General features: G+C 48.4%; 25 protein-coding genes and 4 tRNA genes. 22 read left to right on the forward strand and 7 right to left on the reverse strand.

Going from position 1 to position 26,042, the window contains the following annotated elements; translation table 11 throughout:
- The first annotated feature begins 166 nt into the window (after nt 1-166).
- From L2712_RS18085 to L2712_RS18110, 6 genes are all read left to right on the forward strand, one after another.
- Complete coding sequence (locus L2712_RS18085; protein ID WP_248978616.1) at nt 167-1,159, forward strand: 2Fe-2S iron-sulfur cluster-binding protein; 993 nt, start codon at nt 167-169, stop codon at nt 1,157-1,159.
- A gap of 136 nt (nt 1,160-1,295) precedes the next feature.
- Nucleotides 1,296-1,721, forward strand: coding sequence for a GNAT family N-acetyltransferase (locus L2712_RS18090; RefSeq protein WP_248978617.1), 426 nt, complete (start codon nt 1,296-1,298; stop codon nt 1,719-1,721).
- 79 nt (nt 1,722-1,800) lie between these two features.
- A complete protein-coding gene (locus L2712_RS18095; protein ID WP_033539996.1) occupies nt 1,801-2,505 on the forward strand; it encodes a DUF445 domain-containing protein in 705 nt (234 codons plus the stop codon).
- 169 nt (nt 2,506-2,674) lie between these two features.
- Nucleotides 2,675-3,025 (forward strand): VOC family protein, encoded by a 351-nt coding sequence (locus L2712_RS18100; protein WP_088904916.1) that lies wholly within the window; start codon nt 2,675-2,677, stop codon nt 3,023-3,025.
- A gap of 2 nt (nt 3,026-3,027) precedes the next feature.
- Nucleotides 3,028-3,375 (forward strand): 5-carboxymethyl-2-hydroxymuconate Delta-isomerase, encoded by a 348-nt coding sequence (locus L2712_RS18105; protein WP_248978618.1) that lies wholly within the window; start codon nt 3,028-3,030, stop codon nt 3,373-3,375.
- A gap of 65 nt (nt 3,376-3,440) precedes the next feature.
- The gene (locus L2712_RS18110; RefSeq protein ID WP_248978619.1) at nt 3,441-4,217 is read left to right on the forward strand and encodes a substrate-binding periplasmic protein; all 777 of its coding nucleotides are present in this window, start codon (nt 3,441-3,443) and stop codon (nt 4,215-4,217) included.
- A 37-nt stretch (nt 4,218-4,254) separates the two neighbouring features.
- Here L2712_RS18110 and asnB read toward each other — a convergent pair whose 3' ends face one another.
- The 5 genes from asnB to purM all read right to left on the reverse strand — a co-directional run bounded on the left by asnB (nt 4,255) and on the right by purM (nt 11,012).
- Nucleotides 4,255-5,913 (reverse strand): asparagine synthase B, encoded by a 1,659-nt coding sequence (gene asnB, locus L2712_RS18115; protein ID WP_248978620.1) that lies wholly within the window; start codon nt 5,911-5,913, stop codon nt 4,255-4,257.
- A gap of 340 nt (nt 5,914-6,253) precedes the next feature.
- Nucleotides 6,254-7,915, reverse strand: a complete 1,662-nt coding sequence (locus L2712_RS18120; protein WP_248978621.1) for a M28 family metallopeptidase — start codon at nt 7,913-7,915, stop codon at nt 6,254-6,256.
- A 377-nt stretch (nt 7,916-8,292) separates the two neighbouring features.
- Complete coding sequence (locus L2712_RS18125; RefSeq protein WP_248978622.1) at nt 8,293-9,039, reverse strand: HAD-IIA family hydrolase; 747 nt, start codon at nt 9,037-9,039, stop codon at nt 8,293-8,295.
- Nucleotides 9,040-9,330: 291 nt separating this feature from the next.
- Entirely contained in the window at nt 9,331-9,975 is a 645-nt protein-coding gene (gene purN / locus L2712_RS18130) for a phosphoribosylglycinamide formyltransferase (protein WP_033539989.1), read from the reverse strand.
- Complete coding sequence (purM, locus tag L2712_RS18135; protein ID WP_033539988.1) at nt 9,975-11,012, reverse strand: phosphoribosylformylglycinamidine cyclo-ligase; 1,038 nt, start codon at nt 11,010-11,012, stop codon at nt 9,975-9,977. The genes purN and purM overlap by 1 nt, the downstream gene beginning before the upstream one ends.
- 213 nt (nt 11,013-11,225) lie before the next feature.
- Between purM and upp the strand changes: the two genes are divergently transcribed.
- Complete coding sequence (upp, locus tag L2712_RS18140; protein ID WP_033539987.1) at nt 11,226-11,852, forward strand: uracil phosphoribosyltransferase; 627 nt, start codon at nt 11,226-11,228, stop codon at nt 11,850-11,852.
- A 110-nt stretch (nt 11,853-11,962) separates the two neighbouring features.
- Here upp and L2712_RS18145 read toward each other — a convergent pair whose 3' ends face one another.
- On the reverse strand, nt 11,963-13,282 hold the full coding sequence (locus L2712_RS18145; RefSeq protein ID WP_088904910.1) for a Na+/H+ antiporter family protein: 1,320 nt from the start codon (nt 13,280-13,282) through the stop codon (nt 11,963-11,965).
- Nucleotides 13,283-13,595: 313 nt separating this feature from the next.
- On the opposite strand from L2712_RS18145, the gene L2712_RS18150 reads away from it, so the two are divergent.
- A complete protein-coding gene (locus tag L2712_RS18150; protein ID WP_033539985.1) occupies nt 13,596-14,201 on the forward strand; it encodes a peroxiredoxin in 606 nt (201 codons plus the stop codon).
- A 151-nt stretch (nt 14,202-14,352) separates the two neighbouring features.
- Nucleotides 14,353-15,369 (forward strand): DUF3137 domain-containing protein, encoded by a 1,017-nt coding sequence (locus L2712_RS18155; protein WP_248978623.1) that lies wholly within the window; start codon nt 14,353-14,355, stop codon nt 15,367-15,369.
- A 135-nt stretch (nt 15,370-15,504) separates the two neighbouring features.
- Here the strand turns inward: L2712_RS18155 and rnt are convergent, their stop codons facing one another.
- The gene (rnt, locus tag L2712_RS18160; protein ID WP_088904908.1) at nt 15,505-16,197 is read right to left on the reverse strand and encodes a ribonuclease T; all 693 of its coding nucleotides are present in this window, start codon (nt 16,195-16,197) and stop codon (nt 15,505-15,507) included.
- Nucleotides 16,198-16,365: 168 nt separating this feature from the next.
- Here rnt and L2712_RS18165 point away from each other — a divergent pair, with 168 nt between their 5' ends.
- The 13 genes from L2712_RS18165 to L2712_RS18225 all read left to right on the forward strand — a co-directional run bounded on the left by L2712_RS18165 (nt 16,366) and on the right by L2712_RS18225 (nt 26,035).
- On the forward strand, nt 16,366-17,223 hold the full coding sequence (locus tag L2712_RS18165) for a flagellar protein MotY (RefSeq protein ID WP_088905941.1): 858 nt from the start codon (nt 16,366-16,368) through the stop codon (nt 17,221-17,223).
- 624 nt (nt 17,224-17,847) lie between these two features.
- Entirely contained in the window at nt 17,848-20,001 is a 2,154-nt protein-coding gene (locus tag L2712_RS18170) for a prolyl oligopeptidase family serine peptidase (RefSeq protein ID WP_248978624.1), read from the forward strand.
- A 157-nt stretch (nt 20,002-20,158) separates the two neighbouring features.
- The gene (gene ybgC, locus L2712_RS18175) at nt 20,159-20,557 is read left to right on the forward strand and encodes a tol-pal system-associated acyl-CoA thioesterase (protein WP_033539980.1); all 399 of its coding nucleotides are present in this window, start codon (nt 20,159-20,161) and stop codon (nt 20,555-20,557) included.
- Nucleotides 20,547-21,236, forward strand: coding sequence for a protein TolQ (gene tolQ / locus L2712_RS18180; protein ID WP_033539979.1), 690 nt, complete (start codon nt 20,547-20,549; stop codon nt 21,234-21,236). The genes ybgC and tolQ overlap by 11 nt, the downstream gene beginning before the upstream one ends.
- Nucleotides 21,236-21,670 carry a protein TolR gene (gene tolR, locus L2712_RS18185; RefSeq protein WP_033539978.1) on the forward strand — a complete coding sequence of 145 codons (435 nt, stop codon included), beginning with the start codon at nt 21,236-21,238 and terminating at the stop codon, nt 21,668-21,670. The genes tolQ and tolR overlap by 1 nt, the downstream gene beginning before the upstream one ends.
- A gap of 3 nt (nt 21,671-21,673) precedes the next feature.
- Entirely contained in the window at nt 21,674-22,609 is a 936-nt protein-coding gene (tolA, locus tag L2712_RS18190) for a cell envelope integrity protein TolA (protein WP_033539977.1), read from the forward strand.
- Nucleotides 22,610-22,618: 9 nt separating this feature from the next.
- Nucleotides 22,619-23,944: a Tol-Pal system beta propeller repeat protein TolB gene (gene tolB, locus L2712_RS18195; RefSeq protein WP_248978625.1), complete on the forward strand. Its 1,326-nt coding sequence runs from the start codon at nt 22,619-22,621 to the stop codon at nt 23,942-23,944.
- 34 nt (nt 23,945-23,978) lie between these two features.
- Nucleotides 23,979-24,521, forward strand: a complete 543-nt coding sequence (gene pal / locus L2712_RS18200; RefSeq protein ID WP_033539975.1) for a peptidoglycan-associated lipoprotein Pal — start codon at nt 23,979-23,981, stop codon at nt 24,519-24,521.
- Nucleotides 24,522-24,540: 19 nt separating this feature from the next.
- Nucleotides 24,541-25,263: a tol-pal system protein YbgF gene (gene ybgF, locus L2712_RS18205; protein ID WP_033539974.1), complete on the forward strand. Its 723-nt coding sequence runs from the start codon at nt 24,541-24,543 to the stop codon at nt 25,261-25,263.
- 161 nt (nt 25,264-25,424) lie between these two features.
- Nucleotides 25,425-25,500: transfer RNA gene (locus L2712_RS18210), tRNA-Lys, on the forward strand.
- A 38-nt stretch (nt 25,501-25,538) separates the two neighbouring features.
- Nucleotides 25,539-25,614, forward strand: a tRNA-Lys gene (locus L2712_RS18215).
- Nucleotides 25,615-25,743: 129 nt separating this feature from the next.
- Nucleotides 25,744-25,819, forward strand: a tRNA-Lys gene (locus L2712_RS18220).
- 140 nt (nt 25,820-25,959) lie between these two features.
- Nucleotides 25,960-26,035, forward strand: a tRNA-Lys gene (locus L2712_RS18225).
- Nucleotides 26,036-26,042 lie beyond the last annotated feature (7 nt).

Genomic DNA, 26,042 nt, shown 5'->3' on the forward strand with positions numbered 1-26,042 from the left:
CCTTAATGATGTTGTAGACGAACTGATAAAGATTCAGGGAAGGGCGCGGTGAAAATTACTGTCCGCACGTTTGTGAATCAGTCGCTATAATTTTAGTCGTATTATTAACGATAATGAACGACCAAACATTAAATAATTTACATTTTTACGAGATAAATCGATAGTTATGACAACATTTTACCTCGACGGTCAGGCATTTGAGGCACAAGCGGGAGAGTCCGTGTTAGACACCCTTATCCGTCATGGCCAGAGAGTAAACTACTCCTGCAAGAAGGGGGTGTGTAAAACGTGTCTGTTGCAACATGTCGATGGCGAAATGGCAATAGGTGCCCAGCGTGGACTGACCTTGGGTCTAAAGCAGCGACATTACCTCTGCTCCTGCCAATGTAAGCCGACCCCCTCTTTGCGGCTGAAATCCATTTTGCCTCAGGATCTCTTCATCGGTGCCAAGATTCAGCAAAAGCAATTTATCAATGAGGCCGTGGTGCGTATCTGTCTCTCCCTCGATGAGCCGCTGCTTCACCATCCTGGTCAATATATTAATGTCAGACGTTTCGATGGTCTCACCCGAAGTTATTCGCCGGTGAATCAGCCGGGGGATTCGGCGATCGAGCTGCATGTCAGACGCAAGTATAATGGTCAGTTTAGTGACTGGCTCTACCATCATGCAGGGATTGGCGAGTCACTCTTGGTTCAGGGCCCATTGGGTAGTCGCTACTATCGCAACGCCTATCGGGACACTAAGTTGATTATTGTTGCCTTTGGCAGTGGCTTAGGGGTGGCTTATGGCATCCTGAATCAGGCCTTGGCCCAGGGACATCAAGGGGAGATTTTTCTTTATGTCGGCGCGCGGGATGATAACGACCTTTATCTCCATCATAAGTTGTTAAAGATGATGCTGGAACATCGCCAGTTTCAGTACCAGGCGTGCATCACGGGACAGAGTGAGAGCAAGGGCCGTCGAGTGATCCATGCCAACCCCTTTACAGAGGCACTAAAGAGTCATCAATTTGATCGTCAACAACAGCTGTTTTTGTGTGGTGAGCCAGGTTTAGTCAATGAGAGTCGAGAAGTAGCCTTCTTAAATGGCTTTCCCATCGAGCGGATCCATAGCCTCTCTTTCGAATATAAAGATCTGCGCACCCGTCCGCGAGGCTAGTCTGAGAGGTCCGACGATTTCAGTCAGGTTTGCACTGTTTTTTCGGTCTCTTTATGATAACATCAAATAAATCATGAGGATGTAACTGTATTTGTCACCTATCATCCTGGGTCAATACAGGTTTCAAGGACGGAATATGCTGATTAGAATTGCAATTGAAGATGACTTGACTGCGTTAACCTCCCTATTTGATTGTTATCGTCAAAGTCTGGGGCAGGATGCGGCCTTGGCCGAAAGCCGTGAGTTCATTCGTGCTCGTCTGCACGAGAATGATTCGGTTATTTTTATTGCTCAGGTTGAAGATCAGGTCGTTGGTTTTATTCAGTTATACCCCTCTTTCTGCTCTCGCTTACTCAAGCCTGTTTGGTATTTCGATGATCTGTTTGTCGAACAAAGCTTCCGCCATCGCGGTATTGCCAGGCGTTTGGTGAAAAAAGCCAAAGAACTTGCCGATGATACTAACGTGATTGCAGTGCGTCGCGAACACCTAAGCGGCGATGGCTTTATCATGGTCGATGAGAGTGAAATCAATACTTTGTTTGCCGAGTACGCTATTAACTAAAATCGATAGTCTGTCTTCAGGGATTTTGCTTGTGGTAAGATAGCGCGTTTTTTTAGTTTGGATCCTTGGAGATAAATCAGTGAATAAGAGCCTTATCACTAATTTACTGGCCGCCGTGTTGGTGGTCTGCGGCTATTTTCTTGACCTGCCTATCCTGTTTAGCGTCGGTCTGTTTGCTCTGTCTGGCGCCGTGACCAACTGGCTGGCCATTCATATGTTGTTTGAAAAGGTTCCGGGCCTCTATGGTAGCGGCGTGGTACCTGCAAGATTCGAAGAGTTTAAGGCGGGGATCGCCCACTTGATGATGGAGCAGTTTTTTACCAATGAAAACATTGATAAATTTCTGTCTCAGCAAGGAGGGAGCGTTGCCCATATTAATCTTGAACCTGTGATTGAAAAAGTGGATATGACGCCGGCGTTCGATGCCTTGGTGACCACGGTCGAACAATCCTCATTTGGCGGCATGCTGGCTATGTTTGGTGGCACAGAGGCGATTGCCCCGCTGAAAGAGCCATTTATCAACAAAATGAAAGCCTCTTTGGTAGAGCTTTCTCAGAGTGATGAGTTCTATGAACTGCTCAAAAATGAGATTGAGCAGCCTGATGTGTTGGCGGATCTCAGGGCCAAGGTAAAGAGCATTGTCGATCAAAGATTGGCCGAACTGACCCCGCAGTTGGTGAAAGAGATAGTGCAGCAGATGATCAAACAGCACTTAGGCTGGTTGGTGGTCTGGGGTGGTGTATTTGGTGGCCTGATTGGTTTACTGGCGGCCCTGCTGGGATAATATCGAGTAAATAATGAAGGGAGCCTGGCTCCCTTTTTTTATGCCTGATTGGTGGCTGTTACTAACAAGCCGATAGGACTTAATACTCGCTTTCGCTTAGGATAGTGAGTAAATTGAGTGCAGAATAATTGGCTCGTTTGCCTGGGCAGACTCGCAGCAAGGAGATGCAATGAATCAAAATTTAACTATTAATTATATTGAGATCCCTGTTAAAGATATCGCCGCGACTAAGGCCTTCTTTTCAAAGGTGTTCAATTGGCAGTTTGAAGACTATGGCCCCGAGTACAGCTGTTTTACCAATGCCGGCATTGCGGGTGGATTTTATCTGTCGGATAAAGGATTTAATATCGCCTCCGGTGCGCCTTTGATCGTCATTTATGCCAAGGCGCTGGAGGTATGTCTGACCACAGCTGCCGATGCGGGCGCCTTGATCACACAGGAGATCTTCTCTTTTCCCGGTGGTCGTCGTTTTCATTTTAAGGACCCAAACGGTAACGAGTTTGCGGTATGGTCTGAGTAAGTATGCCTCATTGTATCGTGGAATATAGCGCCCCCTTGGCGCAGCAGATAGCGATTTCAGCGCTGGTAAAGGCTGTGCATAAAGGTGCCATAGAGAGCGAACTGTTTGAGGCTGCCGCGATTAAGACTCGTGCCTATGGCGCCGAGTATAGCTGTGTCGGCGAAATCGAAGATGCCAGTTTCATTCATATTACGCTGAAGATTATGCCCGGGCGCACCGATGAGCAGAAACAGCTGTTGTTACAGGCTATCGATAGGCGCATCGCGCCCCTGTGTAGGCAAGTGTCCAGTATCACCATAGAGGTGTTAGACATAGCGAAAGCGCACTATTTTAAGCGGATAAATGGCTAGCTGAGTGTAATTTATCAGGAGCATCATGGTCTGCGGGTGAGGAAAGCTCGAGGAGTTGTTATTGAATGAAGTTTACTAAGGGCTTGTGGCTAATGGCAGGGCTTGTATCTGCTAGCCTGTTTTCTGCTAGCTTAGTGGCCAAGGAGGAGGGCGCGATACGAGTTTGTGTCGATAATTATCCCCCTTTTCAAATTCTGGTGCCGGGTGAAGCCCCAAAAGGGGAGCACATCGCTGCACTTGAGCTGTTTGCCGCTTTGTTAGAGCGGCGACTCGAGTATATTACCAGTCCCAACTTTGCCCGTTGTCTACACATGCTGGAAAATGGTGGCGTCGATCTACTGGCGGGACTCTACGCCAAGCCAGAGCGCGAAGTCTATAGCGACTTTCTGCCCTATCGCTCCGATGGCCGTTTTGTCTTTATCAGTCAGAAAACCTTGACGCCGGTGACAAGCTATGAGGATCTTACGCCGCTCACCATAGCTATCTCACGTCAGACAGAGTATTTCGAGCGCTTCGATAAGGATGTAAGTCTGCATAAGGTAGAGACTAATGATGTGATTTCGGCGACCAATATGTTGCTTAAGGGACGCTTCGATTTGCTCATCGTCTCCGAGGTGGTCTTGCCTAGCCTAAAAGCGCGGTTCAGCGATTTTGAAAACAAGTTAAAGGTGCACCCCTACAGCTATGAAGAGGAGCGTCAGGTCTATTTTGCCGTGAGTAAGCGCCATCAGATCGGCCTGCCGCTGGCTAAGATGCAGGCGCTGATCGGTCAAGCTTATGAAGAGGGGCTGTTTATGCGGGAGGTCGAGCGTTTCGCTGAGCAGCACATCGAATACTATTAAAAAAGAGACCATTTGGTCTCTTTTTTACTGAGTAGATTTAGTAAGCGCTTTCGTGTACCGACTGCACTGCGCGACCAGAGGGGTCGATGATCCCCTGCAGACTCTCGTCCCATGCCAAAGCCTCTGGTGTCGAGCAGGCGACCGACTTACCACCCGGTACAGTTTCAGCCGCTGACGGTAACGGGAAGTGCTCTTCAAAGAAGCAACGGTAGAAGTAGGCTTCCTTGGTTTCCGGTGTGTTGTAAGGGAACCTGAATTTGGCGTTTGCCAGTTGCAGATCGTCTACCTGCGCCGCAGCATGTTCCTTGAGACCATCGATCCAAGAGTAACCTACGCCATCGCTAAACTGCTCCTTCTGACGCCAAGCTACTTCTTTAGGCAACTTGTGTTCGAAGGCTTCACGCAGAATATGCTTCTCGATGCGGCCACCTTTGGACATCTTGGCCTCAGGGTTAATGCGCATGGCGGTGTCGATAAACGCCTTATCGAGGAAGGGCACGCGAGCCTCTAAGCCCCAGGCCGCCATCGCCTTGTTAGCGCGCAGGCAGTCGAACAGGTGCAGCTTGTCTAACTTACGCACTAGCTCTTCGTGGAAGGCTTGAGCATTTGGCGCCTTGTGGAAATAGAGGTAGCCACCAAACAGTTCATCCGCCCCTTCGCCAGATAAGACCATCTTGATCCCCATCGCCTTGATCTTACGGGCCATCAGGTACATAGGCGTTGCCGCGCGTATGGTGGTGACATCGTAGGTTTCCAGGTGATAGATCACATCTTTTAGTGCGTCCAAGCCTTCCTGGAAGCTGAAGGTTATCTCATGGTGAATGGTGCCAATGGCATCGGCGACCTTTTGCGCCGCTGCGAGATCCGGTGCGCCAGTGAGACCAACGGCAAAAGAGTGCAGTTGTGGCCACCAGGCATCGCTGGCACCGTCATCTTCGATACGGCGTTTAGCGAAAGTTTGGGTAATGGCCGATATGACAGAGGAGTCCAGTCCACCGGAAAGGAGCACGCCATAGGGTACATCAGACATCAACTGACGCTTGACGGCGGCTTCCAATGCACCTCGCAACTCTTCGACGCTGGCTGGGTTGTCCTGCACCGCTTCGAAGGATTTCCAGTCGCGCTGGTAGTAGTGGGTCTCGCCACCCTTTGTCAGGTAATGGCCAGGCTTAAAGGTTTCGACTGTTTTACAGACGGGCATCAGTGCCTTCATCTCTGAGGCCACGTAGAAGTTGCCCTCGGTATCATGACCTGTGTAGAGGGGGATGATACCCATGTGATCCCGGCCAATCAGATAGCAGTCTGTGCGCTTGTCGTAGAGCACGAAGGCGAAGATACCGTTGAGCTTGTCCAAAAATTCGGTGCCGTATTCCTGATACAGGGCGAGGATCACCTCACAATCTGAGTTGGTCTGATAGCTGTATTTGTCACCGAGTTCGGCTTTAAGTTCCTTGTGGTTGTAGATCTCGCCGTTAACGGCAAGGATCAGGCTTTCATCTTCTGACAACAGCGGCTGAGCACCGTGCTCAATATCGACGATGGCCAGACGCTCGTGGGCCAGAATAGCCTTATCGCTAGCATAGATCCCAGACCAGTCAGGGCCGCGATGGCGCAGCAGCTTTGACATCTCTAGCGCAACCTGGCGCAGCGGCGTGGCATCGGTTTGGATGTCGAGAATCGCAAATATTGAACACATAATGAAAGCTCCAAAAAACGGTATAAATCTCAGTTGCCAATCACTTTGACAGCATTTTCTTTATCTGCCAAGGCTTTTGATTATCAAAACATCATAAAGTTGTCGATTTTAAAGGTGTTTTCGTCGTTAATTTGGCCTTGTTTTTGAGGATTGTTTTGTAATTTTTAGCTTTAATTGTGAAATCACCAATTTTAGTTTGTTATTGTCGGTGAGATTTGTGCATTCTGAATCTCAGTCCGGGTTTTGGTCGAGTTGGCAAAAAGCGACGTGACTGGCGGATAAATAAACAAAAAGGCTTCCAATGGAAGCCTTTTTACTTATGTCCTTGCCAAAAGCGGATTTATTCGGCGGTTGCTGTTGCCGTTGTTTTGGCCGGACGCAGTTGATGGAACTCTGTGCCAGCATAATAGCCTGGCCAGTCGCCGTTGTTGCCTAGGCGCTGGGCAGCCTGATAGTAGACCCCAAGATCTTCTATGGCGCCAGAGAGATCCCAATCGGCGCGATACTCATCGCACACATTGTGGTAACAGCCTTTCATCTGCTCTTTCATCTCCGCCTTGTATTTTGCCGTGGCTTCATCGACAGGGTTATTACCGCCGCCGGCAAACACTGCTGGTACGCCATATTTGGCAAAGCTGAAATGATCTGAGCGGAAGAAGCCGCCTGACTCAGGCCGTGTTTCACTGACCGCGGTGCGTTGTTGGCTGCTGGCCGCATCGACAAGGTAAGTTTCAAGTTGAGACTTACCTTTACCCACTATGGTGAAATCCGATGTACGGCCATAGATATTGGTGCTGTCCAGGTTAAACACTGCAACGGTTTTTTCTAGTGGATAGAGGGGATTAGCAGCGTAGTATCGCGAGCCCAGCAGTCCTTGTTCTTCGCCAGTGGTGGCGATAAAGGTGAGCGAACGCTTGAGTGGCTTACCCTGTTTAGCTTGCGTAGCAAACTGTCGGGCGATTTCAAGGATACCAGCTGTGCCCGAGGCATTGTCCAGAGCACCGTTATAGATCTGATCGCCACTCTTGTTTTGGTCCATTCCTATGTGATCCCAGTGGGCGGTAAAGAGGATATGTTCATCACTGGCGTCCTGCCCGGGGAGCGTAGCAACCACGTTATAGCTGTTGGCGTATTCGGCCTTATTGCTAAAGGTAATGTTGGCGGTTTTTTCTAATGCGACGTTGACCGGGCTGCTGGCGGCGCGATCCCGTAAAGTGGCTAGGGATAACCCTGCGCTGTTAAACAGTTCGTTGGCTTTTTCCTTAGTGATCCAGCCTTCTACCTGTACACGGCTATCCTGGATCGCTTTATCGAGCACAAGATCTTGTTGAGCGCCAGTCCAGCTGTTCTCTACCACAGACCAAGGATAAGAGGCCGGCTTGGTGTCGTGGATGATGATGGCGCCCAGAGCGCCCTGGCGACTGGCTTCTTCAAATTTATAGCTCCATCGGCCGTAGTAGGTCATTGCCTTGCCGTTAAATTTGCCCGACTCGGGCAGGGCAAAGCCTGGGTCGTTGACCAGGATAAGGGCTATTTTGCCCTTCATATCCAGATCTTCATAATCGTTCCAGTCATATTCTGGCGCCGTGATGCCGTAGCCGACAAAGACTAAAGGAGCATCTTTGATGTCGATGCCTTGGTTATCGTGGCGGCTTCCCAGGACGATATCCTGGCGGTATTGCATCGGCAGGTCGCCCAGAGTCACTTGCTGTGACTCGCTGGCGGTGTAACTGACCATAGGAACGGCTTGTAAGAAGCTACCGTCGTTAGCTCCGACTAGCCCAGCGGCGGCAAAGGCCTTACTGAGATAATCTAAGGTGAGAGTTTCACCTTGGGTGGTTGGGGCACGCCCTTCAAACTTATCGGAAGATAGGGTTTGAATATCCAGTCTGAATCTGGCTTCGTTAAATTCTGGAGTTTTGGCGTCGGCGCTTATGTCTGACGTATGCTGACTGCAGGCACTAAGTAGTACCAGTGCACAGGCAGGTAGGGCAAATCGCATGGGACTTCCTATTGTTATTGTTATCATCGTAGTAAATCGCTGATCATACTAGCTTGTTAAAACACCCGATAACTGCGTTAGCATTTTTGAATGTAGAATAACTACTTATCAAAAAGTTCTGCCTTGTTCTCGAACGTTTTTCTTAGGCTGTTTCTGATCACTGACTTACTGTGATGGGTATTATTAATCGCGCCAACATGATGAACTAAGAAGAGCGTCAATATCAAGGGAGGTGGGGCGATTAAATGTTACGCTTTATGTTTAGCAGAGAGTGAATGAAAGCAGGGCAGTTAGCGATAAATCTTGTTTAGGCTAGAGATAAAAATCACGCGGTCTGGGCCGCGCGATTTAGCTAGTGATTTCTGTGGTCAATAGACTTAGATGACGTCGATATCGCCAGCACAGTCAAACACATGATTCGGTCTAAAGGGTTCTCTGTCGATATCTTTGACCTGGCTGACGCCACTGGTGACTAAGATGGTTTCAAGACCGGCTTGGAAGCCTGCCAAGATATCGGTGCGCATATTGTCGCCGATGATCACAGTGTTTTCCGAATGCCCGCCGATATGGTTCAGGGAGCTGCGGATGATCCAGGAGCTGGGTTTACCCACATAGAAGGGTTTGCGGCCGCAAATGCGCTCGATTGGGGCACACAGTGCGCCACAGGCTGGGCTGTGCGACGGGCCGTGGGTATCTGGGTTGGTGGCGATAAAACGGGCACCACTGGCGATAAACTGGGCGGCCTTGTGGATCATATCCCAGTTGTAGGAGCGGGTCTCGCCGACAATCACAAAGTCAGGGTTGATGTCGGTAATGGTAAAGCCCGCTTTATAGAGCTCGTGGGTGAGGGCGCCTTCGCCAATCACGTATGCCTTGTCGCCAGTCTGGTGTTTAAGAAAATCGGCCGTGGCCATGGCTGAGGTGTAAAAGCACTCCTCTGGTACGTGGATCCCGGCGGCGCCGAGACGATTTTGCAGATCCTTACCTGTTTGCACCGGATAATTGGTCAATAAGACCAGAGGATTCCCTTGTTCAAGAATGCGATGGATGAACTTATCGCTGCCAGGGATCAACTTATTGTCATGTAGCAGCACACCATCAATATCACAAATTACATTTTTCATCTTAGGTCTCGTCTTGCTAGCAGAAAGTCAATTGCCTTCATCTAAAACCAATTGTGTTTTAAAAACAATGTAATTTAGTGAAATATTTAGCCTTGCCGCTAATAGACCTGATTTAGTCCTAAGTGGTTTAGTCATAAGTGTTTGGGGCGCGAGTGGCACTTCCCACTCTTAACTTTTCTTTCTGAGTTTCGCCTGGGCAATAAAAAAGAGACCCTTGGGTCTCTTTTTTTGTTCGTCTCACAGCGCTAAATCTCACAACGCTTAGTCTCACAGCACTTAGTCTCAAAGCGCTTAGTCGGCGGCATAGCCCATAGGGCCAAGTGGCTCGTCGTCAAGGTAGGCCTTGCCGTCTGCCATACGCAGACGCTGCTGACTAAACCATTTTACGACCAGCGGATAGATGGCATGTTCCTGTTCATGTACTCTTGCTGCCAGCATGCTGGCATCGTCTTCAGAGTAGACGGGCACTTTTGCCTGCAGGATCACCGGGCCGGCATCCAGTTCTGGCGTCACAAAATGCACGCTGGCACCGTGCTCGCTGTCACCGGCGTCGATAGCCCGCTGATGGGTATGCAAGCCGGTATATTTCGGTAGTAGCGAGGGGTGAATGTTGATCATTCGCCCTTCAAACTGTTTCACGAAATCATCGCTTAGAATACGCATAAAGCCCGCAAGCACGATCAGGTCGGGTTGATACTTATCGATAGCCGCCTTGAGACGCAGATCGTAGTCGCTGCGAGACTCACCCTGATGGGGGATCACGCAGCTGGTGTCTATCTCGCTGTGATGTGCACGCACTAAACCGTAAGCGTCTGGCTTGTTACTGATAACGCCAACCACTTCGGCTTGCAGGTTGTCATCACACCCGTCAATGATAGCTTGCAGGTTACTGCCGTTACCAGAGACAAGGACGAGAACGCGACAGCAATCTGTCATTAGAGGATCTCCACCTGCTCTTCGTCACCATTGCGGTTGGCAATGTCACCGATAAGCCAAGCGTTTTCACCTTCTGCCTTTAGTAGTGCCAAAGCTGATTCAACCTGATCTTGTGGTAGGGCGATGATCATGCCGACACCACAGTTGAAGGTACGGTACATCTCAAATTCTGCGATGTTGCCGTTTTCCATCAACCAGTTAAATACAGTTGGCCATTGCCAAGAGTCACCTTTTACGACGGCTTTGGCATCATCGGGTAGTACGCGTGGGATGTTTTCCCAGAATCCGCCACCAGTGATGTGAGCCATTGCGTGAACGTCGTGCTTTTCAAGCAGCTTAAGTAGCGGCTTAACATAAATCTTGGTGGGTTCCAGCAGGTGATCGATAAGTGGCTTACCTTCAAGATCTTGCTGCGGATCCGCTTGACTGACTTCGAGAACCTTACGGATCAGCGAGTAACCGTTTGAGTGAGGACCACTTGAGCCCAGCGCGATAAGCGCATCACCGGCAACGACTTTAGAGCCATCGAGTACATCTTCTTTTTCCACAACGCCAACACAGAAGCCTGCTAAGTCGTAGTCTTCGCCTTCATACATGCCTGGCATTTCGGCGGTTTCACCACCGATCAGGGCGCAGCCTGACTGAGCACAGCCTTCAGCGATGCCGTTAACGACAGAGGTGGCTGTTTCCACATCTAGCTTGCCTGTGGCGTAGTAATCGAGGAAAAACAACGGCTCGGCACCGGCAACGATAAGATCGTTAACACACATTGCCACGAGATCGACGCCGACGCTGTCATGCTTTTTATAATCGATAGCCAGTCTAAGCTTGGTACCAACACCATCGGTGCCAGACACAAGAACTGGATGTTTGTACTTAGTTGGCAACTCACAAAGTGCGCCAAAACCACCTAGGTTGCCCATAACTTCTGGACGGTGGGTACGTTTAACAGCAGATTTGATATTGTTAACCAGGGCATTGCCTGCGTCGATATCAACACCTGCATCTTTATAGCTTAGCTGGGTAGGAGTGCTCACGGAGGATCCTCTCGGGTACATCGTTATTGGATTTTTATGCGGCGCTATTCTATCAGCTTGTGTGGGCACTCGAAAGGGATGATTTTGAATATTCAAACGGACTTAGGTCACGATTTGCCGTGTTTGTAAAACTTTAAGTTTTCGATTGTGAACAAATCTACTAGAATCGGTACAATTTGCTGAAAAAAACTGGAATAGCATCAGGAGAGAACGATGAAAGTGGTCGAAGTTAAGCATCCTTTAGTACGTCATAAGATTGGATTAATGCGTGAGGGAGACATCAGTACTAAGCGTTTCCGTGAGTTAGCGGCAGAAGTCGGTAGCCTGTTAACCTATGAAGCGACAGCTGACTTTGAAACCGAGACGGTCACCATTGAAGGGTGGAACGGTCCAGTTGAAGTTGAGCAGATTAAAGGTAAGAAAGTGACCGTCGTGCCAATTCTTCGTGCTGGTCTGGGTATGATGGATGGCGTGCTTGAGCATGTACCTAGCGCGCGTATTTCGGTAGTCGGTATCTATCGTGATGAAGAAACCCTAGAGCCCGTGCCATATTTCGAGAAGCTTGCCAGCAATATGCATGAGCGTATCGCATTGGTCGTAGACCCTATGCTGGCTACAGGTGGTTCTATGATCTCGACCATCGACCTGCTGAAAGAACGCGGCTGCACTGCAATCAAAGCATTGGTACTGGTGGCGGCGCCTGAAGGGATTGCTGCACTGGAAAAAGCGCATCCTGATATTGAGCTTTATACCGCTTCTATCGACCAGTGTCTCAACGAGAATGGCTACATTCTGCCAGGTCTGGGTGATGCCGGTGATAAGATTTTCGGTACTAAGTAATTACCGCGAACTAATTAATGCGTAGTAAGTTTTAATAAGTAGTAAGTTGCCGCGCAATCAATAACACAATAAAAAGGAGCCTTAGGCTCCTTTTTTATTGCTCGTGATAATTACAGCACCATGGCTGCTATCCAACCCGAGATCAATAACGGAATATTGTAATGGATAAAGGTTGGGATAACGCTATCGCGGATATGGTCATGTTGACCGTCGGCGTTAAGACCCGCAGTTGGCCCCAGGGTCGAATCTGATGCTGGCGAGCCTGCATCGCCTAGCGCCGCTGCCGTGCCCACGAGGGCGATGGTGGCTGGCACTGAGAAGCCAAAGCTAATGGCCAGTGGTACGTAGATAGTGGCGATAATGGGAATGGTAGAAAATGATGAGCCAATCCCCATGGTGATCAGCAGGCCGACCACCAACATTAAGAATGCTGCCAAGGCTTTGTTATCACCAATAAGATGGCTGAGGGAGTCTACCAAGGTGCTTACATCCCCAGTGGCTTTGACCACAGCGGCAAAGCCAGCTGCGGAGATCATGATAAAACCTATGTTGGCCATCATGCGCACGCCTTGGTTAAAGATATCCTGATCGGCGACATGTTTGAGCGCCCCTGAAAAGCTAAAGATGATAAAGCCGATGAGTGCACCGAAGATCATTGAGCCAGTATAGAGCTGGACGATGAGAGTCGATGCAATGGCGATCAGGGCGATGAAAATATTACGGCGATTCAGGGTTTCTTCGGGCTCGGCCGCCAGAATCAGTTCTTCTTTATACTCTCTAGGCTTACGGTAGCTGATAAACACGGCGATAAACAGGCCAAATACCATGCCCAGGGCTGGGATCAACATGGCTGGTGGGATCTGCTCTCGCACGGCTTCCAAGTTGTTACTGGTGAGGTTCGATAGCAAGATGTCATTTAAGAAGATGCCGCCAAAGCCCACAGGCAAGATCATATAGGTGGTCACTAGGCCAAAGGTCAACACGCAAGCGACTAGGCGTCTATCCATTTTGAGCTTAGACATTACATGCAGTAGCGGCGGGATCAGAATCGGTATAAAGGCGATATGGATCGGCAGAATGTTCTGTGAAGAGACCGCCATCGCCAGGATAGCCAGTAGCAAGAGCCAGCGTACCTTGTTGATGTTACCAGGGCTTTGTTCTTGACCTAGCTGAGCGATCACCTTACGGGAGATAAGCGTGGTGAGGCCAGAGTGCGACAAGGCGACGGCAAAGGCGCCCAGTAGGGCATAACTCAGGGCGATCTGCGCGCCACCGCCCAGGCCGGTATTAAAGGCTTCGACCGTTTGCTGAAGGTCCATGCCGCCGACGAGCCCGGCGACCAGGGCACTCACGGTGAGCGCGATGACGACGTTTACTCTTGCAAGGCTAAGGCCCAACATCAAGCAAACGGCTATAACAACTGCATTCATATTGATTCAATCTGATTTTTTAATCTGTAATGGGAAGCTATTTTTGCCAGCAATAGCCCGTGTTGTCCAGCGCCAAGGCGTTTTAACTTTGAAATAAGACAGAGATGTAACTGAACTGTATTCAAGTTTACTGCGTAAGTGTAAACATGCATACCAAGGTCGGGGGCCGCAGGTGATAAGTTAGGCAACTCGATGAATTTTTATTATAAAAGGTGACAATGATCCCAAATTACTTGTGTCCCGCTGGTGACTGCCTATAATGCTTTGGAGTTCATAATTAAAAGCTTTTTCAATCCATAGATGGAGATATAAAATGAGCGTATTAGTAGGCCGTCCGGCTCCTGATTTCACTGCTGCAGCAGTTCTTGGTAATGGCGAAATCGTAGATAGCTTTACCCTGAGCGAAGCGATTAAAGGAAAGCCAGCTGTAGTATTCTTTTACCCACTTGATTTCACTTTCGTATGCCCATCTGAGTTGATTGCTTTCGATCACCGCATGGAAGAGTTCAAGAAGCGTGGCGTAGAAGTTATCGGTGTTTCAATCGACTCTCAGTTCACTCACAACGCATGGCGTAACACTCCTGTAGACAAGGGTGGTATCGGTCAAGTGCAATACACGCTAGTTGCTGACGTGAAGCATGAGATCTGTAAAGCCTATGACGTTGAGCATCCAGAAGCCGGTGTGGCTTTCCGTGGTTCTTTCCTTATCGACAAAGAAGGTCAGGTTCGTCACCAAGTGGTTAACGATCTACCACTAGGTCGTAACGTTGACGAAATGCTACGTATGATCGATGCGCTTCAGTTCCACGAAGAGCATGGTGATGTTTGCCCAGCTGGTTGGGAAAAAGGTGACAAGGGTATGGACGCAAGCCCACAAGGTGTTGCTTCTTACCTGACTGACAACGCTGACTCACTATAATCTTAAGATAGTAGTTTGTAGCTAAAAAAGCCGCGAGGATCGCGGCTTTTTTGTTTTTGCTATATAAATGATGCACGTTGATACGGTTAAGGACCAAAACTATAGGCTCGTAGGTATTACGTCGCATTAAAACATATTCAAGGAGTGATAAATGAATCCGATGGAGTTTGATGTTCCTGAAAAGGATAAACTTTCTTTTAGTCAGTACTACAAGCGCAATATTGCCCCAAAATGTGCATCCTATGAAAAGATGCGCTTAGATGCTGTCAAGCGATACAACGAACGAGCCAAAATTGCTAAACCCTTAGGCCAACTCGTCATCCCATTATTTCTCGTCGGATTTGCCGTGATGTATTATAGCTTAGCAGTGCTTGATGACGGCCAACTATTCACCATAAGTCTGCTCGGTACCATGACGGTATTTGCAATGATCGCAGGCGTTTATGTTTGGGCATGTGGCGAAGTGACTAAATTAAGCGGAGACATTTTTAGTGAGCTTTATCCTATTCTCATTCGTTATTTTGGTAAGGAATTTAAACTCAATCCGCCAAATTTGCCAGAGTTAGATACGTACAAAGATTACGGTATCTTACCTAAATATGACCGTGGCTATTTTAAAGACTCCTTCAAAGGGAAGTATCAAGGCATTAAATTTTTGCTACGGGAATTAGGGTTGGATGTAAAAGATGGTACTAATAATGATAATCAAACCCGATACAAAAATATTTTCAATGGCATATTAATTGAGTTTGATATCTCTAAACGTTTTTCAGGTATTACCCTGATTAGCAAAGATAGAGGCATGTTCGGTAACAAATTGGATGCCTTCAAAAGTGATTTATCGCGGGTTAGGCTCGAAGATGTAAACTTTGAAAGAGAGTTTGAAGTGTACAGTAGCGATCAGGTTGAAGCACGTTACTTGCTTAATACCGCGACGATGGAACGCTTGCTCTCAATAGGGCGCTTCTATAATTCTGAACTGGAAGCTTGTTTTAAAGACGGGAAGTTACTGCTTAAAATAGCGAGTAGTCATGATTATTTCCAATCTAAACTAGATATCCAAAAAGAGTTAAGCTTTCAAGAAGATATTGAACAACTATTTAAAGAGTTAGAAGAGATTTTTGCGCTAATTAATACGCTAAAATTAAATCAATACACTGGGTTGTAAACGGTGCTTTAATATCGTTTCATTGTTAAAAAGGGGATAGCGGTGCTATTGCGCTGCATCCCCTTTGATATTGTGATGAGGTAAACCGTTAAAGTGGCACTATCTAGAGTGCATTAACTGGATTTGATCATCGCGCTAACTTGAACTGCTATCTTGGCTTTCGCTCTGTTCTTCCATTGAATCGTCGGCATTATCAGAGCTAAGTGGCCATCCGCCTAAAGCTTTCCATTTGTTCACAATATGGCAAAACAGCTCGGCGGTGCGCTCGGTATCGTAGAGGGCTGAGTGTGCCTCTTTATTATCGAAGGGGATGCCGGCAATTTCGCAGGCCTTAGCTAGCACTGTATGCCCCAGAGCCAGACCCGACAAAGCCGCAGTATCGAATGTCGCGAAGGGATGAAACGGCGTGCGTTTGAGGCCATTACGTTCTATCGCCTTGGTCACAAAACCATGGTCGAAGGAGGCGTTGTGGGCCACTATGATGCTGCGATGACAATCAGAGGCCTTTTGATGCTTTTTGACCTCTTTAAAGATCTCCAAAAAGGCCTCTTTCTCACTCACTGCGCCTCGCAGTGGATTGCTTGGATCTATGCCGTTAAAGGCGAGGGCTTCAGGCTCTAAGTTAGCCCCTTCGAAGGGCTCGATGTGGTAGTGCAGTGTCTTGTCTAATACCAGATCACCCTTCTCATCCATCTTTAACATGGTAACGGCGATCTCCAGCAACGCATCGGTTTGGGCATTGAAGCCCGCAGTTTCAACATCAATAACCACGGGAAAGTAACCACGAAATCTGTGGTTAAGTTTGTTTGCGTCGCAAATTTCGCTCATTAAAATATCCAAAATGATGAGTGGGTGGCTATTATGAAGTATCGGGTGGGAGCTTGTCATGTTTGATTGGTCAATATATAGGCTAAAGGAAAGCTAAATAAGGCCGATAGGGATAAGTAACCTAATTAATAAGAGTGATTGTCTATGTGGTTGAGAGTGCTAAGTGCGATGACATTCGGTATTGGCTTGAGTCTTACGACGACGGCACATGCAGAGTTGCGTCACTATGTGGCCTCTTTGGAACAGTCCTCATGGCGTTTAAGCGACGCCAGCCCCATCATCTGTCGTCTCGAACATGAGATCCCAGCATACGGAAAGGCGGTGTTTACCAGTCGTGCCGGTAAAGATCATGATTTGAACTTTAGCTTGGATATGTGGGTGAAGCCCGATGAGGTCACTAATGCCAAGCTGATGAGCATGGCACCTGCTTGGCGCCCGGGTGTGGTGTCTCGTCCAATCACCGAGCTGACTTATCAAAAATACTTTAGCGGTGAAGTGCCGAAAAAGGCGGCTTGGTCCATGCTCAATGAACTTGAGCGCGGCATGCAGCCAACCTTCTATTATGCCGATTGGTATAACCGTTCCAGTAAGGTGGCAGTCGGCCTATCCGCTGCCAATTTTGGCCGTCGTTATGCCGAGTTTAAATCATGTCTGGCCAACCTCTTGCCTTATAGTTTTGAAGATATTGCCTTTACCGTGCTGACCTATGAGTTTGGGGGACAAGAGTTAACCCGTTACTCCAAGGCGCAGATCGCCAAGGTTCAGGAGTATCTCTCTTATGATCCTGAAGTCGAACTTGTGTTGATTGATGCTTATACCGATAGTTTCGGTGGGCGTTCGGTCAATAAGAAGGTATCAGAGAAACGAGCGGATTCAGTTAAACAGCTATTCCTGTCTGCAGGGATCCCTCAGGAGCGAATTCACACTCTAGGTCATGGGGAGCGTCGTCATGTGGCCTCCAATGCGACCATAGATGAACGTGCCCGAAATCGACGTGTTGTGATCCGTCTGAGTAAACCGCTCTAACTTTTTCCAGAAGCGTTTCATGCATTAGCAAACCGGTCTTAATGGCCGGTTTGTTGTTTCTGTCGTTTGGCGTTTGGCGTTTGGCAGGCATTGATTGCGGTATTTGAGAGAGTGGGATTTTAAGGCAAAAAAAAGCCCACTTAATCTTAAGTGGGCCGCAAATAATATATTGCAATCAACAAATTGAAGGAAGGAAGTCAAGCATAAGAACCAGGGATGAATTCACGTGACTGGCACGGGAAATCGGAGTTCTTGTTTTCATATCTACCAGCGCGGTAGACACTTCCTGAAAACGAGACGAATTATAGGGTCAGACCATTGCTCCTACAAACTAGAAAAATTCCCGCCTCAGATTAGTATTTCTAATGTCAAACGAGCGCCCAGAAAGTGGTGAATTCATACATATTGGCTATTTACGCTTGATTAAGCAAAATTGTTGCATAATTTCACGATTTATATAATTCATCCATGTTGTTTTTTTATTAACAAGTATCTCAGGCAAGCCCCTGATTAGTTTATTTGTAACCATTGCACGGTTTTTTTTTACTTGTATAGTACGTCGTAATTGGGCGCTTGCTCACAGGTTTACCATTAATAATAACGAGATATCCAGGATGGCTACACATGGCTCTTAAGACGATATTATCAAAGCAACACCTTTTGCTTGCCGGCATAGGTTTGGCACTCATGGGCTGTCAGTACCATGCCAGTGAACCGACATCGGCACAGCTTGCTACTCAGCCTCAAGGGGTTGTCGAGACTTTGCATGGGGTAGAGGTCGCTGATCCCTACCGTTATCTAGAGGAAGAAAGTGAAGCGACTCACAGCTGGGTCAAGCAACAGCAGCAGGCAGGACATGATTTTCTAGCCCAGTTGGAAAATAAGCAGGCGATTGTCGATCGTATTACAGAGCTGTGGAACTTCGAGAAAGTGACGGCACCCATCGAGCGCGGCGATAACACCTTCTATTACCGCAACGACGGCCTACAAGCGCAGTCTGTGCTTTATGTGAAAAACAAGGCTGGCGAAGAAAAAGTGGCCTTAGATCCCAATAGCTTCTCCACTGATGGCACTGTGGCATTAAGCGGTGTCTCGGTCAGTGGCGATGGTAAAATTATTGCCTATGGCGTTTCGAAGTCAGGTTCGGATTGGCAGCAGTGGCAGTTTGTCGATGTGGCAAGTGGCGCCATGCTAAAAGATGAACTTAAGTGGATTAAGTTTTCTAGTGCTGAGTGGAGTCACGATAATCAGGGCGTCTACTACTCTCGTTATGACGCGCCCGAAGGTGGCAACCTGTTGGCCGATGTTAACTTTAATCAGAAGGTCTATTTTCACAAGCTAGGCACAGACCAATCTGAAGATAAGTTAATCTATGAGCGCCCTCAAAACAAAGATTGGGGCTTTGGCGCCGAAGTGTCAGAGCAAGGCGATTATCTGCTGATCTCTATCTCTCAAGGGACTGACAGCCGAAATCGTTTCTTCTATAAGTCGCTTACCCAAGCTGACGCCCCGGTAGTGGAGCTGATCAGTGAGCTGGAAGCGGAATACAGCTTCCTGGGTAATGATAAGTCTGTCTTCTATTTTAAGACTGATCTAAATGCGCCTAACGGTAAGATAGTGGCTATCGATGTGAATCGTCCGGCTAAGGCAAATTGGAAGACCGTTATTCCTGAGTCGAGCGACCCTATCGCAGCTGTATCCATTATCAATGATCATCTGGTGGTGAGCTACCTGCACGATGTGCTGGGTAAGTTAACCATTTTTAGCATGGACGGTGTTAAGCGCCAGGATGTCGATCTTCCGGGCAAGGGTAAGATTGCCGGTCCCTATGGCAAGCGCAGTAAAGATTACTTCTATTACACCTTCAATAGCTATGTGCAGCCACAGACAACCTATAAGTTTGATTTTAAAACCGGTCAGTCTAGCCTGTATGCCAAGCCAAAGATCGCCTTTAACCCTGAAAACTATGTGTCAGAGCAGGTGTTTTACACCAGCAAAGATGGTACCCGCGTGCCAATGATGATCTCATACAAGAAAGGTTTGACCCTAAATGGTGAAAATCCAACTCTCTTGTATGCCTACGGTGGTTTCTCAATTTCGCTTACTCCAAGATTCAGCCCAGCCAATATTGCCTGGATGGATATGGGAGGCGTGTACGCCGTGCCTAATCTACGTGGTGGCGCCGAGTATGGTGAGAGCTGGCACCAGGCCGGGATGTTCGATAAGAAGCAAAATGTATTTGATGATTATTATGCTGCGGCCGAGTATCTGATCGACAACAAATACACCAATAGCAGTAAGCTAGGTGCCTATGGTCGTAGTAATGGTGGTTTGTTGATGGGCGCCGCCTTGACTCAGCGACCAGAGCTTTTTGCCGCCGTGTTGCCAGCTGTTGGTGTGCTGGATATGCTGCGCTTCCATAAGTTCACCATTGGCTGGGCGTGGACCAGTGAGTATGGCAGTGCCGATAACGCCGAACAGTTCCCTGCGCTGCTTGCCTATTCGCCATACCATAATATCACCGAGCGTGATTACCCAGCCACTATGGTAATGACGGCCGACCATGATGACCGCGTCGTGCCTCTGCACAGCTTTAAGTTTGGAGCCCTGTTACAAGACAGACAGACGGGTGATGCGCCTATCATCATGCGTATCGAGTCTAAGGCGGGCCACGGTGCCGGTAAGCCGACAGCGATGAAGATAGATGAGTTTGCCGACATTTATAGTTTCTTAATGCACAACTTTGGCCTTGCAGTGCCGAGTAAGATTGGTGGTTAAGCAAACAGAGATAAAAGGGAAGTGAATAACTTCCCTTTTTTATTAACAAAATTTTATGCACTAAGTCTTAGTCTGCAGGGCTTCAAGCATTCACAATTGCCTGGGCACTCGGTATAGTAGGCGTCTGTTTAATCTGAATGCTGGGCAGTCTCACGCTATGTTTCGTTGGCCTATATCCGTTTACTACGAAGATACTGATGCTGGTGGAGTGGTGTATCACTCAAACTACCTTAATTTCTTCGAGCGAGCCCGCACCGAGTGGCTCAAACATATAGGCGTTAAGCAGACCCAGCTATTGGCAGACGATATCGCTTTTGTCGTTAAACATGCCGAGTTGGATTTTAAAGTGGCAGCTCGGTTCGAGCAGGACCTTTTTGTCGAGTCTGAAGTCATAGAGATGAAGAAGGCCTCTATGGTATTCAGGCAACGTTTGCTTGACGAGGCTGGCACACTCTATTGTGAAGGACTCATTCAGGTGGCCTGTGTTGCACTATCGCGCATGCGGCCCAAAGCCATTCCCCATCATATTGTTCAGGAGTTAAAGGGTGGAAGCTGATATCTCTTTTATCGGGCTGTTTTTACAGGCCAGTCTGTTAGTTAAATTTGTCATGTTGACCCTGCTAGCGCTGTCAGTGATGTCTTGGGCGGTGATTATTCAGCGCAGACGCTTGCTGACGTCGGCTCGTCAGCGTTCACTCAAGTTTGAAGACAAATTTTGGTCCGGTGTTGATCTTAATAAACTCTACAAAGAGCTATCAGCAAGGCAAGAGAGTAACACAGGGTTGGAGGCGATGTTTTACGCCGGATTTAAAGAGTATGCCCGCCTAAGTACCCTTAATGGCAAGGTCCCCGAGGCGGTGATGGATGGCAGTTACCGAGCCATGAGAGTCTCACTCTCAAGAGAGCTTGAGAAGCTGGAAACCCATTTGCCGCTGCTGGCCACTATCGGCTCGACCAGCCCCTATATCGGCCTGTTTGGTACTGTTTGGGGGATTATGAACTCCTTTATCGCCTTAGGTGCGGTAGAAAATGCCACGCTTGCCATGGTCGCACCAGGTATTGCTGAGGCCCTGATTGCAACCGCTATGGGTCTGTTTGCGGCGATCCCTGCGGTCATTGCCTATAACCGCTTCTCGACCCAAGTTGAGAAAATTGAGATGTCCTACGCCAACTTTATGGAAGAGTTTTCCAGCATCTTGCATCGTCAAGCCTATAGCGAGAAGGAAGCCGGCTAATGCAGCAGGGTTATCAACGTAAGAGGCGTCGCCCGGTAGCCGAGATCAACGTTGTACCTTATATCGACGTGATGTTGGTGCTGCTGATCATTTTTATGGTAACAGCGCCGATAGTCACCCAAGGGGTGAAGGTTGATCTGCCCCAAGGGGAGGCTGAAAGCCTGCCTGCCGATAGCAAACCACCTGTGGTCGCTTCTATCGATGCCGATGGTGATTACTATCTGGATATTGGCAGTACCAGTAACAAAGAGGTGCTGGATCTCGAAGAGATTGCTGTGAGAGTGAGCGCGATAGTGCAGTTAGAGCCAGAGCGCCCTGTGGTGGTTAAAGCCGACAGAAGTATTCCCTATGAGCGGGTGATCCAGCTTATGGTGACGTTACAAAAAGCAGGTGTACCTTCGGTAGGCTTGATGACAGATTCGCCTGAGGAGTAGCAGGTGTCAGGGAAATCAGATTTTACCATTCCACTCATCGTTTCAGCCAGTATTCATATTGGTGTGATAGTGATCTTAGTCATGGGCGTTGATTTCAGTGAGAAGCCCAAGGTAGTGCCACAGGCGAGCGCCCCGGCGATCCAAGCTGTGATCGTTGATCAGAAGCGGGTCAACGAACAGGTGGAAAAATTAAAAGCCGAGAAGCTGGCGACAGAGCGCAAAGAGAAGGCGCGACAAGAAGAGCTGGATCGTAAGGCGCGAGAGGCTCGCGAGGCTCGTGAGCGCGAACAGCAACGTATTAAAAAGTTAGAGCAAGAGCGCAAGCAGAAAGAGATAGAGACCCAAAATGCTGCCAAGGCCGCTCAGGCCGCCAAGCTTAAAGAGCAGCAGGAAAAGGAGAAGGCCGCTAAGGCTGAGGCGCAGCGCAAGAAGAAAGAGGCTGAACGTAAAGCTGCTGAAGAAGCCGCTGCCAAAGCCGAGGCAAAACGCAAGGCTGAAGAGGCTGCCGCTAAGAAAGCGGCCGAAGAGCGTAAGCGCAAGGCTGAGGCAGAGGCTAAACGTAAGGCTGAAGAAGCCGCACGCCGCGAACAAGAACGTATGATGCAAGAGGCGTTAGCCGCCGAGCAGGCCGCTCTGTCGCAGACTCGCAATAAGCAGGTGATGAGCGAGGTGCAGCGCTATACATCAATGATACGTGCGACGATTCAACGTCATTTGGTTGTCGATGAGTCGATGCGAGGCAAGAGCTGTCGAGTCTTTATTCGTTTGGCAAAAGATGGTTTTGTGACAGGTAATGAAATCGTGTCCGGTGATCCTGTGGTCTGCCGTGCCACTAAGGCGGCGATTAACAAGGCTGGACGTCTACCTGTCTCGCCGGAAGCCGATGTTTATAACAAGCTAAAAGAGATTAATCTCACCGTACAACCGGAGTTTAATTAAAGGAGTTCCATGAAAAACTTGGGAAGATGGCTCATCTTGGGGCTGGCATTTTTAACCATTCCGGCCAAGGCGGCACTGGATATAGTGATCACTGAAGGGGTCGATGCCGCGCGTCCTATCGCCGTAGTGCCTTTTGTGTGGCAGGGCAACACACCTATGCCGCAACAGATCTCTGACGTGGTGATGTCAGATCTGACCCGCAGTGGAACCTTTAAACCCATGGATGAACTGGGATTGCCTCAGCGTAACATAGGCTCCCTGTCGCAGATGGATCTCAAGTCTTGGTCAAATGTGGCTGCCGAAGCCGTGGTGATCGGGACGGTAAAACCTTATGGACAAGACCAGTATTTAGTGAATTTCGAGCTTATCGATCTGGTTAAAGCCCAGATGCAATCGGGCGGTCCTCAGGCGGCGAGTGAATACTTGCTCGATAGCCGTGAAACCGTGATTAGCGCTGCTCAGTTTAGGCAGTATGGCCACCGCATCAGTGATATCGTCTATGAAAAACTCACCGGTATCCGCGGTGCCTTCTTGACCCGAATCGCCTATGTGGTGGTTGACCATAAGGCCAAATCGCCATACAAGCTGATGATTGCCGATTACGATGGCTATAACGAGCAGATGCTATTGCGCTCGCCCGAGCCGCTGATGTCGCCGACCTGGTCTCCCGATGGTCGTCGTCTGGCCTATGTCAGTTTTGAGAACAAGCAGGCCGAAGTCTTTGTTCAGGACATCTATACTCAGCAACGAACTAAGGTCACCAGCTTCCCTGGAATCAATGGCGCGCCGTCATTCTCGCCCGATGGCAAGAAGTTGGCGATAACCCTATCGAAAGATGGCCAGCCAGAGATCTATGTGGTGGATATTGCCACCAAGGCGATTAAACGCGTGACGAATCACTATGCGATTGATACCGAGGCTTCTTGGACACCTGATGGTAAGTCGCTGATATTTACCTCTGAGCGTGGCGGTCGCCCACAGCTCTACCAAGTGGTTTTGGCGTCAGGCAAAGTGACACGATTGACCTTCGAAGGGGAATGGAATCTGGGTGGATCTATTTCACCTGATGGTCGCAGCATGGTGTTTGTGAATCGCACCAAGGGTAAGTTCAATATTGCCCGTATGGACCTTGAGACCCGCTTTATGCAGGTGCTGACAAGTACGCGTCTGGATGAGTCGCCCAGCATAGCGCCTAACGGCACTATGGTGATCTATGGCACAACTTATCAAGGTCAGCAGGTGTTGGCTGCCGTCTCTATGGATGGACGATTTAAGGCGAGATTGCCAGTGGGTCAAGGGGAGGTGAAATCTCCTGCTTGGTCACCTTTCTTATAAATTTACTACTGAGAACAAGATTAAGGATTACAAAATGGATCTGAATAAGCTGTTGAAAGCTATGGTTGTTGCACTGCCTATTATGGCTATTAGCGCGTGTAGCTCAACTTCTGAGTCACAAACCGATGCGAGCGGTTCAATGAGTGGCAGCGAAAGTAGCGAGATGACTGCTGGCGGTGGTGTTGAAACCGGTGGTGTGGCCCCTATTTTGACACCAGAGGAGCAGCAGCGCATAAAATACCAAGAGCTGCGTAAAGAGCATATCATTTACTTTGATTTTGACAGAAGCTCAGTATCGTCTGATTTCTCTGAAGTGCTAAATGCCCATGGCGAGTATCTGCTTGAGCACCCTAACGTGCGCGTGATGATCGAAGGTCACGCCGATGAACGTGGTACGCCAGAGTACAACATTGCCTTGGGTGAACGCCGTGCTAAAGCCGTTGCCAAGTATCTGCAAAGCATGGGCGTATTGCCAAGTCAGATGAGCATCGTCAGCTATGGTGAAGAGAAACCACAAGATTTCTCTCGCACCGATGATGGCTTTGCTAAGAACCGCCGTGCGGTATTGGTTTACTAAGCGTTAGATAGGGTTAACTATGAAAACTGCCGTTGTTACCGCGGCTATTCTGATGAGTGTTGGTGTCGCAGTCGCGGCACCTGCACCCGTTGAGGATATTGCAGGCGGTTCCCCCGATGATAGAGTTGCGCGTTTAGAGCGGATCATAAAAGCCAAACAGGCGGCCGAATTTGAGATGCAGCAGCGTTTGGATACACTTCAGCAAGAGGTGTTGGATTTGCGCGGGCTCACTGAGCAACAAAGCTATCAAATCAATCAGATGTTGCAGCGCCAACGCCAGCTCTATGAAGATATCGCTAACTTGAGTAAAACGAAGACTACTCAAGTGGCAGCAACGCCAGTTAATTCAGGTCCTGCGAGCTCTTCCTTAGGTGAAACAGCAAGCTATGAGCGTGCGGTTAATCTGGTGTTGAAAGAGCGTCAGTATGATGAAGCCATTCCGGCGTTTCGTGAATTTATACGTCAATATCCTGATTCCACCTATGCCGCGAATGCCAACTATTGGCTTGGGCAGTTATTGTATAACAAAGGTGAGTTTGCCGAAGCGGCAAAAGCCTTCGATACTGTGGTGAATCAGTTTAAAGATTCCAATAAACGAGGCGATAGCCTGGTGAAACTCGGTATGATAGCGCAAAAGCGTAATGACAATGCCACGGCGAAACGTTATTACCAGCAAGTTGTCAGCGAATATGCCAATAGTGCTGCAGCGCGCATAGCAAAACAGCAGATGGTGGGACTTTAATCTCTATTTAACTAAAAAACATACTCTTAGTCTGTTTTTCATGCAAACAAAAAAAAATGGGGAATTTGCACTTGCATGAGAAGATGAAAAAGGTATTATAGGCGCCCTCAAAGCGACGTAGTCGGTTGGGCGCTAAATCAACGAGATTTAGTCTGAAAAATGGGTCGTTAGCTCAGTCGGTAGAGCAGTTGGCTTTTAACCAATTGGTCGAAGGTTCGAATCCTTCACGACCCACCACTTTTCTGACAGTGGTTAAATAGTTAGGCACCTAAGATGGGTCGTTAGCTCAGTCGGTAGAGCAGTTGGCTTTTAACCAATTGGTCGAAGGTTCGAATCCTTCACGACCCACCACTTTTCTGGCAGTGGTTAAACAGTTAGGCACCTAAGATGGGTCGTTAGCTCAGTCGCTATTTAATAGAGAAAGGGCAGTTGGCTTTTAACCTCTGATACCGGGTTAAGTTTCATCAGTATCAATAAGATGGGTCGTTAGCTCAGTCGGTAGAGCAGTTGGCTTTTAACCAATTGGTCGAAGGTTCGAATCCTTCACGACCCACCACTTTTCTGACAGTGGTTAAATAGTTAGGCATCCAAGATGGGTCGTTAGCTCAGTCGCTTGCTCTTGTAAAGAGTGTAGAGAAAGGGCAGTTGGCTTTTAACCTCTGATACCAGGTTAAGTTTCATCAGTATCAATAAGATGGGTCGTTAGCTCAGTCGGTAGAGCAGTTGGCTTTTAACCAATTGGTCGAAGGTTCGAATCCTTCACGACCCACCACTTTTCT

It is taken from the genome of Shewanella marisflavi (genome assembly GCF_023283925.1).
Taxonomy (GTDB): Bacteria; Pseudomonadota; Gammaproteobacteria; order Enterobacterales; family Shewanellaceae; genus Shewanella; species Shewanella marisflavi.